Raw genomic sequence first — 14,430 nt, forward strand, 5'->3', positions numbered from 1 at the left:
ACGTAAACCAGACTTTACCCATTGTCGTTTGGTTGAGTCCTCACCAAACTTTCTTTATTCTGCTATCCGCCTTGAAGAGGAACAGGACAGGACGCATGCAAAACCGGCTGACGATCAAAGATATTGCGCGTTTAAGTGGCGTTGGGAAATCAACGGTGTCTCGCGTGCTGAATAATGAAAGCGGTGTGAGTGAACGTACCCGCGAACGCGTGGAAGCGGTGGTCAATCAACACGGTTTTTCACCTTCCCGTTCCGCACGCGCCATGCGCGGTCAGAGCGATAAAGTGGTGGCCATTATTGTCTCCCGTCTCGACTCCCTTTCGGAAAACCTTGCCGTCCAGACCATGCTCCCGGCTTTCTATGAACAGGGTTATGACCCGATCATGATGGAAAGCCAGTTCTCGCCGGATATGGTCGAAGAGCACCTGCATATGCTACGTCGCCGCAATATTGATGGCGTGGTGCTGTTTGGCTTTACGGGCGTGACAGAGACGCTGTTATCGTCCTGGCGCGCCTCGCTGGTCTTGCTGGCGCGGGACGCCAAAGGGTTCGCCTCTGTCTGCTATGACGACGAAGGGGCCATCAATCTGCTGATGCAAAATCTTTACGATCAGGGTCATCGCCACATCAGTTTTATTGGCGTGCCACACAGCGACATTACTACCGGCAAGCGTCGCCACGAGGCCTATATGGCGTTTTGCGAACGCCATCAACTTCACCCCCACTTCATTTTGCCGGGTCTCGCGATGAAACACGGCTACGAAAACGTCGCCAGCGTGTTGACGCCTGACACCAGCGCCCTGCTCTGTGCTACGGATACCCTTGCCCTGGGGGCCAGCAAGTATCTACAGGAACAGCGCATTGATAATTTGCAGCTGGCAAGTGTGGGGAATACGCCGCTCATGAAATTTCTCCACCCGGAGATCGTCACCGTTGATCCCGGCTATGCCGAAGCAGGCCGCCAGGCCGCAGCACAGCTGATCGATCAGGTAAATGGTCGCACCGATCCACGCCAAATCGTGATCCCCGCCCACCTCGCCTGAGTTCCCCTCCCGCACGGTTTATTGTGATCTTCGCTTGGTTTCGGGAACGTTCCCATTTTCAGTTACTGAACCACTAGATATGCTTGCGCACATTCATCAGCAGTCATTATTTCTCTCAGTGGGGCATCACGATGAGCAAAGTCAGACAAGAGGATCTCGCCAGGCTTATTGAATTGGTCGGCGGACGTGAAAACATCGCTACGGTGAGTCATTGCATCACCCGCCTGCGTTTTGTCCTGAACGCACCGGACAAAGCTGACCCGAAAACCATCGAAACATTGCCGATGGTCAAAGGCTGCTTTACCAACGCCGGACAGTTTCAGGTCGTTATTGGTACTGACGTCGGCGACTGGTATCAGGCACTGATCGGTGCCATCGGCCAGGCCTCTGCCGATAAAGAGCAGATCAAGCGCGCGGCGCGCCAGAACATGAAATGGCATGAACAGTTGATCTCGCACTTTGCCGAGATCTTCTTCCCACTATTGCCGGCGCTGATCAGCGGCGGTTTGATCCTCGGCTTCCGTAATGTTATTGGCGATCTGCCGATGAGCAACGGCCAGACGCTGGCGCAGATGTATCCCGGTCTCAAAACCGTTTACGACTTTCTGTGGCTGATTGGCGAGGCGATCTTCTTCTATCTGCCGGTAGGCATCTGCTGGTCGGCGGTGCGCAAAATGGGCGGCACGCCGATCCTCGGGATCGTGCTGGGCGTGACCCTCGTCTCCCCACAGTTGATGAACGCCTATCTGCTCGGCTCCCAGGTGCCGGAAGTATGGAACTTCGGACTGTTCAGTATCGCCAAAGTGGGCTATCAGGCCCAGGTTATCCCTGCCCTGCTGGCCGGTCTGGCGCTGGGCGTGATTGAAACACGCCTCAAAAAATGGGTGCCGGATTACCTCTATCTGGTGGTTGTCCCGGTCTGTTCTCTGCTGCTCGCCGTGTTCCTCGCTCATGCCTTTATCGGCCCGTTCGGTCGTATGATTGGCGATGGCGTGGCCTTCGCGGTACGCCACCTGATGACCGGCAGCTTTGCGCCCATCGGCGCGGCGTTGTTTGGTTTCCTCTATGCTCCCCTGGTCATCACCGGCGTACACCAGACGACGCTTGCCATCGATATGCAGATGATTCAGAGCATGGGCGGCACCCCGGTGTGGCCGCTGATTGCGCTCTCTAACATTGCTCAGGCATCGGCGGTAACCGGGATCATTATTATCAGCCGTAAACAGAACGAGCGTGAAATCTCCGTCCCGGCGGCCATTGCGGCCTATCTCGGCGTGACCGAACCGGCAATGTACGGCATCAACCTGAAATACCGCTTTCCGATGCTCTGCGCGATGGTAGGCTCCGGCCTTGCCGGGCTGCTATGTGGCCTGAACGGCGTGCTGGCAAACGGCATCGGTGTCGGCGGCCTGCCGGGCATCCTCTCCATTCAGCCCTCTTACTGGCAGGTATTCGCACTGGCGATGGCGGTAGCGATTATTGTGCCGATGGCGCTGACCACGGTGGTTTATCAGCGTAAGTTCCGCCAGGGCACGCTGCAGATTGTGTAACTTTTTTGGGGCGCCATTGCGCCCCTTCGCTTTTACCAGGAAATCACTATGAATACCCTTCCTCACTGGTGGCAAAACGGCGTCATCTACCAGATCTATCCAAAAAGTTTTCAGGACACGACAGGCAGCGGCACGGGCGATTTGCGCGGCGTGATTATGCGCCTCGATTACCTGAAAACCCTCGGCGTAGATGCCATCTGGCTGACACCGTTTTATATCTCACCGCAGGTGGATAACGGCTACGATGTCGCTAATTACACCGCTATCGACCCGCTCTACGGTACGCTGGAAGATTTTGATGAGCTGGTCGCCCAGGCCAAAGCGCGCGGCATTCGCCTGGTGCTGGACATGGTGCTTAACCACACCTCTACGCAGCATGCCTGGTTTCGTGAGTCTCAGGATCCCGCCAGCCCGTACCGCAGTTTTTATATCTGGCGCGATGGCACACCGGATGAACTTCCCAATAACTGGCGCTCGAAGTTTGGCGGCAACGCCTGGCGCTGGCATGCGGCAAGTGAGCAGTACTATCTGCACCTCTTTGCGCCGGAGCAGGCGGATCTGAACTGGGAAAACCCGGCGGTACGCCGCGAGCTGAAAAAGGTGTGTGAATTCTGGGCCGATCGCGGCGTGGACGGTTTACGTCTGGATGTGGTCAATCTGATCTCCAAAGATCAGGATTTCCCGGACGATCATGAGGGTGACGGACGCCGTTTTTATACCGACGGGCCACGTGCCCACGAATTCTTGCAGGAGATGAGTCGGGATGTTTTCCAGCCGCGTAATCTGATGACGGTGGGCGAGATGTCATCGACCTCGCTGGAACATTGTCAGCAATATGCCGCGCTGGACGGGCGCGAACTGTCGATGACGTTCAACTTCCACCATCTGAAAGTGGACTATCCCGGCGGCAAGAAATGGACCCAGGCCAGGCCAGATTTTGTGGCGCTCAAAGCGCTGTTCAATCACTGGCAGCAGGGGATGCACAAGGTAGCGTGGAATGCGTTGTTCTGGTGTAACCATGACCAGCCGCGCATTGTCTCGCGCTTTGGCGATGAAGGCGAGCTACGCGTGCCGTCCGCCAAAATGCTGGCGATGGTGCTGCACGGTATGCAAGGGACGCCCTATATCTATCAGGGCGAAGAGATTGGGATGACCAACCCGCACTTCGCGCAGATCACCGATTATCGGGACGTGGAAAGCCACAATATGTTTGCCGAATTGCGGGCCAGCGGGCGCGATGCCGACGAGCTGCTGGCGATTCTGGCCAGTAAATCCCGCGATAACAGCCGCACGCCGATGCAATGGTCGAGCGAGAAGCATGCCGGGTTCACAACCGGTGAACCCTGGATTGGCCTGTGCGATAACCGCGACGAGATTAACGCGCAGGCGGCGATGAACGATCCGGATTCTGTGTTTTATACCTATCTGCGTCTGATAGCCCTGCGTAAAGAGCAGCCAATTCTGACCTGGGGCGATTATGAGGATTTGCTGCCAGCGCATCCATGGCTGTGGTGTTATCGCCGTCAGTGGCTCGGGCAGACGCTGGTGGTCGCGGCAAACCTGAGCCGCGAGTGCCAGCAGTGGCAACCGAAAGAGATGCCTGGACAGTGGCAGCCGATCATGAGTAATTACGCCGAATTTTCTCCGGCGCCCGGTGAGATGACGCTGCGTCCGTTTGAAGCGGTGTGGTGGCTGCAATCCGAAGACTGACCTGCCCCGGATGGCGGCGCATGACGCTCCTTATCCGGGCTACCCGCCCGTCGCCCGGTTAGCGCAGCGACACCGGGGAACCCCCCCCGGAGGCGGCGCAGGCGCCTTATCCGGGCTACCCGCCCGTAGCCCCGGTTAGCGCAGCGACACCGGGCCCCCCCGGAGGCGGCTGCAGGCGCCTTATCCGGGCTACCCGCCCGTCGCCCCGGTTAGCGCAGCGACACCGGGGAATAACCCCCGGATGGCGGCGCAGGCGCCTTGTCCGGGCTACCCGCCCGTAGCCCCGGTTAGCGCAGCGACACCGGGGAATAACCCCCCGGAGGCGGCACAAGCGTCTTATCCGGGCTACCCGCCCGTAGCCCCGGTTAGTGCAGCAATACCGGGGAACACCCCCGGATGGCGGCGCAGGTGCCTTACCCGGGCTACTCACCCGTAGCCCCGGTTAGCGCAGCGACACCGGGCCCCCCCCGGAGGCGGCGCAGGCGCCTTATCCGGGCTACCCGCCCGTAGCCCCGGTTAGCGCAGCGACACCGGGGAACACCCCCCGGATGGCGGCACAGGCGTCTTGTCCGGGCTACCCGCCCGTAGCCCCGGTTAGCGCAGCGACACCGGGGAATAACCCCCGGATGGCGGCGCAGGACGCGCCTTATCCGGGCTACCCGCCCGTAGCCCCGGTTAGCGCAGCGACACCGGGGAACACCCTACAGATGGCGGCGCAAGCGCCTTATCCGGGCTACCCGCCCGTCGCCCCGGTTAGCGCAGCGACACCGGGGGGCTGTTATGTCTGCGAGTCATTTTACCTTACTGTTTTTGTTGAATAATTAATCAGATTTTTCTTGGCAGAATTTACAATGCCGCCAGCGCCCGCCATTTGTACTCTCCCTTTTTTACTTTGTTCTGCATCAAAAAAATCGCAAACTTGTTTGATGCAAATCACTATATATAGAACTTAGAATGCACGCCGACCCAACATATTGTATTAATCGTCTATTATTCCAACAAAGCAACGGTACCGACGCTGGCCGGAATTGTGGATAACAAGGGTCAGGATTCGGGGAACTCACTGTCGCAACAACACTTACCTCCAGTGAATAATTCCTCACCTCTGTGGATAACCTGTTTTTAATATGGAGTGATCATGACACCGCATGTGATGAAACGAGACGGTAAGAAAGTACCGTTCAAATCAGAGCGCATCAAAGAAGCCATTCTACGTGCAGCTAAAGCAGCGGGAGTCGATGACGCAGACTATTGCGCCACCGTCGCAGAAATTGTCAGTCAGCAGATGCAAAACCGTTCGCAGGTCGACATCAGCGAGATCCAGACCGCTGTCGAAAACCAGCTGATGTCCGGTTCCCACAAACAACTCGCGCGTGCCTATATTGAATATCGCCATGACCGCGACATCGCGCGTGAAAAACGGGGCCGCCTGAACCAGGAAATTCGCGGCCTGGTGGAACAGACCAATTCCGCACTGCTGAACGAAAACGCAAACAAAGACAGTAAAGTCATTCCGACCCAGCGTGACCTGCTGGCCGGCATCGTTGCCAAACACTATGCCCGTCAGCACCTGCTGCCGCGCGATGTCGTACTGGCGCATGAACGTGGCGAAATCCATTATCACGATCTCGACTATTCACCGTTCTTCCCGATGTTCAACTGCATGCTGATCGACCTGAAAGGCATGCTGACCCACGGCTTTAAAATGGGTAATGCGGAAATTGAACCGCCGAAGTCCATCTCTACCGCCACTGCGGTCACCGCACAGATTATCGCGCAGGTAGCCAGCCATATTTACGGCGGCACGACCATTAACCGTATCGACGAAGTGCTGGCGCCGTTTGTCACTGCAAGCTTTGCCAAACACCGTAAAGTCGCCGACGAATGGCAGATTCCGGATGCCGACGGTTACGCGCACAGCCGCACCGAAAAAGAGTGTTACGACGCCTTCCAGTCACTGGAATACGAAGTCAATACGCTGCATACCGCCAACGGTCAGACCCCGTTCGTCACCTTTGGCTTTGGTCTGGGCACCAGTTGGGAATCGCGCCTGATTCAGCAGTCGATTTTGCGTAACCGTATCGCGGGTCTGGGGAAAAACCGTAAAACCGCCGTGTTCCCGAAACTGGTGTTCGCTATTAAAGACGGCCTGAACCATAAGTTTGATGACCCGAACTACGACATCAAACAGCTGGCGCTGGAGTGCGCGAGCAAACGCATGTACCCGGATATCCTCAATTACGATCAGGTCGTGAAAGTGACCGGCTCGTTTAAGACGCCGATGGGCTGTCGTAGCTTCCTCGGCGTGTATGAAGAGAACGGCGAACAGATCCACGACGGACGCAACAACCTGGGCGTCATTAGTCTGAACCTGCCGCGCATCGCGCTGGAAGCCAGAGGCAACGAAGCCGCGTTCTGGAAACTGCTGGACGAACGTCTGGTGCTGGCACGTAAGGCACTGATGACCCGAATCGCCCGCCTGGAAGGGGTAAAAGCGCGTGTGGCGCCAATTTTGTACATGGAAGGGGCCTGCGGCGTGCGTCTGAAAGCAGACGACGATGTCTCTGAAATCTTCAAAAATGGCCGTGCGTCTATCTCCCTGGGCTATATCGGCATCCACGAAACCATCAACGCGTTGTTCGGCAATGAGCATATGTTCGACAGTGAAGCGCTGCGCGCCAAAGGCGTGGCGATTGTGGAACGTCTGCGTCAGGCGGTGGATCAGTGGAAAGAAGAGACGGGCTACGGCTTTAGCCTCTACAGCACGCCGAGTGAAAACCTGTGTGACCGTTTCTGCCGTCTGGATACCGCCGAGTTTGGCGTGGTAGATGGCGTTACGGATAAAGGTTATTACACCAACAGCTTCCACCTTGATGTCGAGAAGAAAGTAAACCCGTACGACAAGATTGATTTCGAAGCGCCGTACCCCCCGCTCGCCAGCGGCGGTTTCATTTGCTACGGCGAGTACCCGAATATCCAGCACAACCTGCGTGCGCTGGAAGACGTCTGGGATTACAGCTATCAACATGTGCCGTATTACGGTACCAACACGCCGATTGATGAGTGCTATGAGTGCGGCTTCACCGGCGAGTTTGAGTGTACCAGCAAAGGATTTACCTGCCCGAAATGCGGCAACCACGACGCCGCACGTGTGTCGGTGACCCGCCGCGTATGCGGTTATCTTGGCAGCCCGGATGCCCGTCCGTTTAACGCCGGGAAGCAGGAGGAAGTGAAACGCCGCGTGAAACATCTGGGGAACGGGCAGCTCGGCTGATTTGCTCTTTTGTTCCCCTCACCCTAACCCTCTCCCCAAAGGGGCGAGGGGACAGATCGAGAGCGGAGTTAAGTTCTGCGCCGGTTTTCACCCTCTCCCTCAAGAGAGAGGGTGCCGATCGAAAGCAGCTTCAATTACTGTAACTTACCTGATCCACGTTTTTCGCAAAGCAGGTGGCGTCAGGACGAGGCGGCAAACGAAGGAATTCCGGGGAGCTTACTCAAGTAAGTGACCCGGATGAGTGAGAGCAGCCAACGCAGTAATGGCGTCACTTGAGAAGCGAAAATGAATTACCACCAGTATTACCCTGTCGATATAGTCAACGGCCCCGGCACACGCTGCACCCTGTTCGTTTCCGGGTGCGTGCACGAATGCCCGGGCTGCTACAACAAAAGCACCTGGCGGTTAAACTCCGGCAAGCCATTTACCCAGGAGATGGAAGACCAGATCATTCACGATCTCAACGACACCCGGGTGAAACGCCAGGGGATTTCGTTGTCCGGCGGCGATCCGCTCCATCCGCAGAATGTACCGGATATCCTTAAACTGGTGCAGCGCATCCGCGCCGAGTGTCCGGGTAAAGATATTTGGGTCTGGACCGGGTATAAGAAAAACGAACTGAACGACGCGCAAATGGCCGTTGTCGATTTAATTAACGTGTTGATTGACGGAAAGTTCGTGCAGGATTTAAAAGACCCGGCACTTATCTGGCGGGGCAGCAGCAACCAGGTTGTGCATCACCTGCGCTAATAAATCACCCCAGCACACGCTGAGGTGATTCACAGGCCGGATAAGCGCATCCCCTCTGAGGATACCGATGACAGTGAGAGAATTACTCATACGACATCATAAATTCCACGGCAGAGTTTGCTGAACCGGGACTGACTTCACCCGTGCGGATATAACGGGCTTTCATCGGGATTACGTAATCACCGCCCAAAGAGGGGTTGTAGCCGGTGTATTTCACCGCGCTGTTAAAAGGCACCAGCGTGTCATTGGCATACAGCACCTGAATCCCCACCCCGCTCGCCGTCGAGCCACTTCGCAGAGTGATATATTGATCACTGCCGCCTGAATTGACCAGATTGATCCCCGCAGCAGGCTTAAAGGTATACTTCACCGCCGCCATATCCTTACTGCATTTTTTGATTGCAAAATTAAACGGTGTCGCGGCACTGGTGGAACCAACACTGGCGAAATCAGATTTACTGTGTTTTTTCAGGTCAACGGAAATATCGGGGGTTTCGCAGGATTTGACGGTGACGGGGATATCGCTGGTAAATTTTATGTCGGCAGTTTTTATGCCGCCGCTGGTGGAAACTGTGTTATTTATCCATCCTTCCACCGTAAAGTCGAGCATTAACGGGCCGTCATCCTTACTAACCACATCGATAACATAGAATTGAGCATATGTCTTCCCAAAGACGAAACTCCCAAAACTGGAAGTTGGCCATTTGCCATATACCGATAAATTGTTACCGACAACATTACTGCTACTCTCCACCCAAACCTTAATACCTATACCTGCCACATTAGTCTTATAAATCCCGGGATAAGCAGACTCTGTCAATGTTTCAGAAAATTTTGTCATCATATTAACAGGCGCTGAATGGCATGCAAAAAATGTCTGACCGCCCTGCGGAATGGACATTACTGGGCCCAGAGGTGTATTAGGCTGCTGATTACTCGCCACTGACAGCGATGTAATATTAACAGTGTAAGAATAATTATGAGTGTTACCAAAAGTATACCAACATCCTGCATTGCAGATAAAACTCAGTGTCGTTAACCCCATAAACAGAGACAAATTAAAAAAATGTTTTAGCACATTCATCGCATATTTCCCTGCTCCAACCGGAGCGTTAATAATTTATTCCCTTAATGGCTATATACGGCATGATGCCGGGTAAAGCCGCCATGATCGTTAATGGTGGTGTAATAAATTTTTCCCTGCCCCGTACCTGGTAGCGTAAAAAAATAACGTCCTTTCGCCGGACACATGCCTGTTACTCCCTCATCCTGTTCATCGGCTTCACTCAGGCTGATACGGGCAAAAGAGACGCTGAATGCCGACGGATTCTCACATTCCATGTTGTCCTGGCCCGCTTCACTGACCAGCCGCCAGCGCAGCGCTTTCACCGCATCGCCCGGCGTACCCAATAACCCCGTCGGGCGGTAAAAGAGTTTTAAACGGGAGCGCACCGGGAATTGAATAACGTTATCGTCATTTGCCTTGTGCTTCGTTTTTGGCTGCACTTCCAGCACGTTCAGCCAGAAAACCGATTCACGTTCCTGCGGAACATTACCGCCGATAAAACGAATACGCAGCGTTTGACCTTTGGCGGCATTGAGACGAAAAACAGGCGGCGTGACGATAAAAGGAACGGTGGACGTATCGGGTCGAAGAGTGGGATCGCCATTATCCATCCACGCCTGTAACAGGCGCGGCGTGCTGGCATTGTTGGTCAGCGCGAGCGTTATTTCGCGCTTTGCCGCCGGATAAATAATCCGCGTGCTGTCGAACTGGATCCCAGCCTGTGTCGCCGCACACCAGAACAGGAAAAATAGAAAAAACGCACGTCCATGCATGGTATATCCCTCCGTGAAATATCTCATTCCTCTTAATGCATTTATATGAAGAATATTAGCTTCACTTTATCCAAAACATTCATGTAAATGATAAATATGAGCCATATATAATTCGCATGAAATAAAAGTGGGACGGGTTACTTCATGTAATATTGTTTCTGCGGATTGTACTGAAATTCGCGTATCGCTTTCAACCTACATTTTTATTGCTTGTAGATAAAATCGTATTAAGACGTGACATTAACTTGATAAATGGAGAAAGAAGTTTACCAGGAGATGAGGGAGGGCATGTGTAATTTCTTCATAAATATTAAGGAGTCACAGCGAGACGTGGAATTATTTTTCGCAAAAGCAGAACTCTGATGAATATAAAAGCCGCATACACTTTATCTTATTTCTTCATGTTTTAAGGGTTTCGGTAATATCGAAGGGTTAAAACTCACTCTCTTTTTTGGCCCTTTACAGACAGGTGAATTATCACCTGTCTGGTGGGGACTGTGCGTCATGGCGTTTAATCGCATAGCCCGGAGAAGATACGTATACCACTCTCCGGGCCTTCCCCGGAAGCATGATGCTTACCGGAGCTATGGATACGCGAGCCACATCGGAACCAGCTGGATTATTTCGCCACGATAAAGCGTTTAGCGTCATCCATATAAGCTTTGTCACCGGCAGGCGCAATAATCGAACCAAAGTTCATATGCGCACGCAGTTTCCAGCTTGCCGGGATATTCCAGGTACGCTGAACATCCTCATCCACCAGCGGATTGTAGTGCTGGAGGTTGGCACCAATACCTTTCTCAGCCAGGGCCAGCCATACCGCATATTGCGCGATACCGGAGCTATGCTCTGACCAAATCGGGAAATTGTCGGCGTAGGCGGCAAATTGCTCCTGTAGTCCGGTCACGACGTCCTGATCTTCAAAGAACAGCACGGAACCCGCAGCAGCAGCAAAACCATCGAGTTTATCGGAGGTGGCGTGGAAGCTCTCTGCCGGAACAATCTTTCTCAGTTGCTCACGAACCAGTTCCCAGAATTTGTTGTGTTCATTGCCCAGCAGGATCAGCGCGCGAGAACTCTGCGAGTTGAATGCAGATGGCGCTTGCTTGATGGCGTCCTGAATAGTCTGAATAACGTCATCGTCCGGCAACGGCAGGTCTTTACCCAGTGCATAAATCGTTCTGCGTTGTTTTGCTAAAGCAAGGTAGTTCTCTGGCATAACGCCTCCTGAAAGCGTAGTGAATTCCAACGGAGTTGGGGTTTGCGTGACAGGCTGCTCCCGGGAAAGTAGTGCGTTCAAAATTCGCTGAAACGAGTTCATGGTTCGCTGATTCCTGTCTGTCCCTTAAACGAGAGCAAACACCCCACTGGCTGTTCGCCCTGACTGTGAAAAGAGTAATCCTGCCAGCCGGTTAGGGAAAGCAGAACTATTTGGATCTATCATTCAAAAAAAGTGAAAGAACCCTTTGCATGATTATTTTCTAAATATATTCTTTTTACTGCCGATAATGACGTAGTCTCGTTCTTTCCCGCGTAGATTCATCATCCAACGAGGCACAAGGCTCCTTGCATCAGGTCCTGGATTGCATTTTTCGGAGATGACAATGAACGGTATTGATAAAATTACCGCCGTAAGCGCAGGCTCACTCGGTGATCCTCATTTATCAAATAATGAAAGTACGTTTGGTCTGCGAAATAAACCCAAATCAGCAGATATTAATTCTGACACGAATAGCTCTGGCAGCGATGATAGCAGTACCAAACTTTCGCTATCGTCCAAAACCGCGGAGGAAATTAAGAAACAACATCAATTAAAACAGGAAGAAATAAAAAAGACTGACTACACCCTGGAAATGACGGGCATCCCGCTATTTCATGGCCGCCTGGTCTCGGTGGTGAAGTATCCTGACGGGAGTGAAGAGATGGTTGATGCTCTCTCTGGCGTCAGATTAACGGCACAGGACCTGCAGCAACAGTTTAGTCATTCTACAGAAAACGTTCAGGACGCATTAAATATTGAGATGGCCAATATTGCGGGGACACCGGGAGAGACTATTAAATCTCATGCCGGAAGCGCAGAATAAATATAAAAAAATATAATCAATTTTCCTTGCGGAATAGTGAATCATTTACTACGCACACAGGAATATAAGATAAGAAAGCCTTATTCCAGCAAGGAAAATAAGCTCAGGCATTGAAGAGAATATTTGGTTTACTCTTTCGGAATATTAAGCATTAACGTCTGGTCAAATGGGGCGCGTTGTTTCAACGCGCAAACCCATTAAAAACGGCTAACGCATTCCATTGCCACCGCTTTAAATGCCATGAAATCCTTACAGGCACTCAATCGGGATGCAGCGCGCTCACGTAAAAATGTCACAAAAATATCGTATATCGCCATCGCCTCTTCATATTCACTTTTACTTATGGCCAGCAGGAAAATAACGTGAGCGGTCTCCTCTCCCCACTGAATACCGTGTGGCGCCAACACCGTATAGACCACTGTTTTTTGCGCCAGCAGCCCCAACGAGTGCGGCAACGCGATCCCTTCCCCCAGCATGGTGCTGACAATTGCTTCACGTTCCACAACCGAGTCGAGGAAATCAGCATCAACAAACCCTTCCCGCTGAAGCTGGGCACAAAGCGTAGTAAATAACGTTTGTCTGTCTAACGGACGGTCGATAATAGTGAAATGCGAGGCATCGAAATACTTTTCAAGAATCCACGGTCGCGTTCTGTCCACCAGCACCAGTTTGCCAATCTGTTCAAGCTGATAGTCCGTCGGGAACGGCGCAATGGTCACAATCGGCTTATCTTTATCACTGATTCTTGCCGTGGAGATAACAAAGTCTTCGCTAATGGCCTCGCACTGCTCATAGTCGCGCAACGTCACCGTACGGGTGACCTCAATCTGCGGATACTTGCGCTGCAACACCGCTTCAATCATGCGCGCCATCGCGTTGCCCGCATCGCACACCAGCATCACGCGTGGCTGTCGCTGATAGCCAATATTGTAATGTCGCTCCAGGCCAACGCCGATGTGCAGCACCAGGAAACCGACTTCATTTTCACTGATCACATAGGGTGTGTATTTCCCCCAACTGGAGACTGCTGCCAGCGTCATGTCCCACGCCATCGGGTAGTGCTGTTTGATGTTATCCAGCAACGGATTTGGGATCATGATTTGATAGCGCACCCGGGTGATCATGGTCTTGATATGGGTGAGCAGGTCCGCATGTAACTGCGCATCGTTTTGCAGGTTGTAGTTATAGTGGCTGTTGATGTAATTGAGGATGTAATTAACCAGCGCTTCGTCATCGTCCGCACTGATGGCGCTGGGGGTAATGTCCTGCAACTGACGCCCGGCAATATGTACCCGCAACCAGTGTACTTCCGAAGCCGCCAGCGGTTTTTCCGCCATTTGTTGCAGCGCATCGGCAATCTCCCGCGCGGCATCCCGCACGTTCTCGTCACCGTCTTCGGCTGTGAACTCTGAGAGCGGAAATCCTTCGCTGATACGGCGTACCGCTACCGCGCAATACAGGCGAATAAACAATTCGCCCTCATCGGTCAGCCGAATGTGATGGCGGGTAAAAACGTCGTGCAGGATCACCGCCAGTTGCTCCGGTATCCCTTTATTGAGCGCCTCGTCGGTGACAAGCGGGTTGCGGGCGTTCTGCTGCGTCAGCTCCCAGAGCAAATCCGTCAGGCAGGCGCGTAACGCCATTTCGCTACCGAACAACTTCATGCCGTGGCGTGGCCGGGTCTCCAGCGTCAGTCGGTAGCGGGAAAACCACTCTCTCACCTCCGCCATGTCATTTTGCAACGTGGCGCGGCTGACAAACCACTCGTCAGCCAGGTCCTCCAGCTTGATGGAAAAGGCCGACGTCAGGAAGCGCAGCAGCAGATAATGCACCCGCTCCGGCCCGCTGCGCGGAATACGCAATGTGCGGGGTCGCTCCGCCTGTAACGTCTCATAGCGGGTAGCATCGTCAATTTTTAGCTGATAACCGCTGCCACGGTTGAGAATAAACTGCGCCCCGTGGCTTTCCAGTAAAGCATTCAGTGCAGTGATATCAGCCCGGACGGTACGCGTGGAAACCGACAGCCGCTGCGCCAGTTCATCCTGCGGCAGCGTCTCGTTTTGCAACATCATGAACAGTTGCGCTAAACGTTGGTTGGGGAATCGCACGTCATTGTCCTCTTGCTTCTGAATATGGCGGTCAGGTTGTCCCCTCACCCTAACCCTCTCCCCAGAGGGGCG

11 protein-coding genes are annotated in these 14,430 nt (G+C 53.5%); 7 read left to right on the forward strand and 4 right to left on the reverse strand.

The features are described 5' to 3' along the window. Nucleotides 1-95 precede the first annotated feature (95 nt). The 6 genes from treR (at nt 96) to nrdG (ending at nt 8,327) form a co-directional block, all read left to right on the forward strand. Nucleotides 96-1,043 (forward strand): trehalose operon repressor TreR, encoded by a 948-nt coding sequence (treR, locus tag AB182_RS22400; RefSeq protein WP_047372023.1) that lies wholly within the window; start codon nt 96-98, stop codon nt 1,041-1,043. Between the two features lie 131 nt (nt 1,044-1,174). Then, nucleotides 1,175-2,593 (forward strand): PTS trehalose transporter subunit IIBC, encoded by a 1,419-nt coding sequence (gene treB, locus AB182_RS22405; RefSeq protein WP_047372024.1) that lies wholly within the window; start codon nt 1,175-1,177, stop codon nt 2,591-2,593. Between the two features lie 48 nt (nt 2,594-2,641). After that, nucleotides 2,642-4,303 (forward strand): alpha,alpha-phosphotrehalase, encoded by a 1,662-nt coding sequence (treC, locus tag AB182_RS22410; protein WP_047372025.1) that lies wholly within the window; start codon nt 2,642-2,644, stop codon nt 4,301-4,303. A gap of 548 nt (nt 4,304-4,851) precedes the next feature. Further along, on the forward strand, nt 4,852-5,124 hold the full coding sequence (locus AB182_RS32385) for a hypothetical protein (protein ID WP_139153721.1): 273 nt from the start codon (nt 4,852-4,854) through the stop codon (nt 5,122-5,124). 317 nt (nt 5,125-5,441) lie between these two features. Continuing rightward, entirely contained in the window at nt 5,442-7,577 is a 2,136-nt protein-coding gene (gene nrdD / locus AB182_RS22420; RefSeq protein ID WP_047372027.1) for an anaerobic ribonucleoside-triphosphate reductase, read from the forward strand. Nucleotides 7,578-7,862: 285 nt separating this feature from the next. Then, complete coding sequence (gene nrdG, locus AB182_RS22425; RefSeq protein ID WP_047372028.1) at nt 7,863-8,327, forward strand: anaerobic ribonucleoside-triphosphate reductase-activating protein; 465 nt, start codon at nt 7,863-7,865, stop codon at nt 8,325-8,327. Between the two features lie 82 nt (nt 8,328-8,409). Here nrdG and AB182_RS22430 read toward each other — a convergent pair whose 3' ends face one another. From AB182_RS22430 to AB182_RS22440, 3 genes are all read right to left on the reverse strand, one after another. Continuing rightward, nucleotides 8,410-9,411, reverse strand: a complete 1,002-nt coding sequence (locus tag AB182_RS22430; protein ID WP_047372029.1) for a fimbrial protein — start codon at nt 9,409-9,411, stop codon at nt 8,410-8,412. 44 nt (nt 9,412-9,455) lie between these two features. Then, nucleotides 9,456-10,166, reverse strand: a complete 711-nt coding sequence (locus tag AB182_RS22435) for a fimbrial biogenesis chaperone (protein WP_052958907.1) — start codon at nt 10,164-10,166, stop codon at nt 9,456-9,458. Between the two features lie 619 nt (nt 10,167-10,785). Then, a complete protein-coding gene (locus tag AB182_RS22440; protein ID WP_047372030.1) occupies nt 10,786-11,385 on the reverse strand; it encodes a nitroreductase family protein in 600 nt (199 codons plus the stop codon). Between the two features lie 385 nt (nt 11,386-11,770). On the opposite strand from AB182_RS22440, the gene AB182_RS22445 reads away from it, so the two are divergent. Beyond that, nucleotides 11,771-12,250, forward strand: coding sequence for a hypothetical protein (locus AB182_RS22445; protein ID WP_052958910.1), 480 nt, complete (start codon nt 11,771-11,773; stop codon nt 12,248-12,250). A gap of 197 nt (nt 12,251-12,447) precedes the next feature. On the opposite strand, the gene AB182_RS22450 is transcribed toward AB182_RS22445, so the two are convergent. Then, on the reverse strand, nt 12,448-14,358 hold the full coding sequence (locus tag AB182_RS22450) for a BglG family transcription antiterminator (protein WP_047372031.1): 1,911 nt from the start codon (nt 14,356-14,358) through the stop codon (nt 12,448-12,450). Between the last annotated feature and the right edge of the window lie 72 nt (nt 14,359-14,430).

Origin of the sequence: Phytobacter ursingii (genome assembly GCF_001022135.1) — a bacterium.
GTDB lineage: Bacteria > Pseudomonadota > Gammaproteobacteria > Enterobacterales > Enterobacteriaceae > Phytobacter > Phytobacter ursingii.

What these genes read in the sequence shown, in the direction of transcription:
- AB182_RS22430 (WP_047372029.1), bottom strand. Translation starts at nt 9,411, where the DNA reads ATGAATGTGCTAAAACATTTTTTTAATTTGTCTCTGTTTATGGGGTTA.
- treR (WP_047372023.1), top strand. Translation starts at nt 96, where the DNA reads ATGCAAAACCGGCTGACGATCAAAGATATTGCGCGTTTAAGTGGCGTT.
- AB182_RS22435 (WP_052958907.1), bottom strand. Translation starts at nt 10,166, where the DNA reads ATGCATGGACGTGCGTTTTTTCTATTTTTCCTGTTCTGGTGTGCGGCG.
- treB (WP_047372024.1), top strand. Translation starts at nt 1,175, where the DNA reads ATGAGCAAAGTCAGACAAGAGGATCTCGCCAGGCTTATTGAATTGGTC.
- treC (WP_047372025.1), top strand. Translation starts at nt 2,642, where the DNA reads ATGAATACCCTTCCTCACTGGTGGCAAAACGGCGTCATCTACCAGATC.
- AB182_RS22440 (WP_047372030.1), bottom strand. Translation starts at nt 11,385, where the DNA reads ATGCCAGAGAACTACCTTGCTTTAGCAAAACAACGCAGAACGATTTAT.
- nrdG (WP_047372028.1), top strand. Translation starts at nt 7,863, where the DNA reads ATGAATTACCACCAGTATTACCCTGTCGATATAGTCAACGGCCCCGGC.
- AB182_RS22445 (WP_052958910.1), top strand. Translation starts at nt 11,771, where the DNA reads ATGAACGGTATTGATAAAATTACCGCCGTAAGCGCAGGCTCACTCGGT.
- nrdD (WP_047372027.1), top strand. Translation starts at nt 5,442, where the DNA reads ATGACACCGCATGTGATGAAACGAGACGGTAAGAAAGTACCGTTCAAA.
- AB182_RS32385 (WP_139153721.1), top strand. Translation starts at nt 4,852, where the DNA reads ATGGCGGCACAGGCGTCTTGTCCGGGCTACCCGCCCGTAGCCCCGGTT.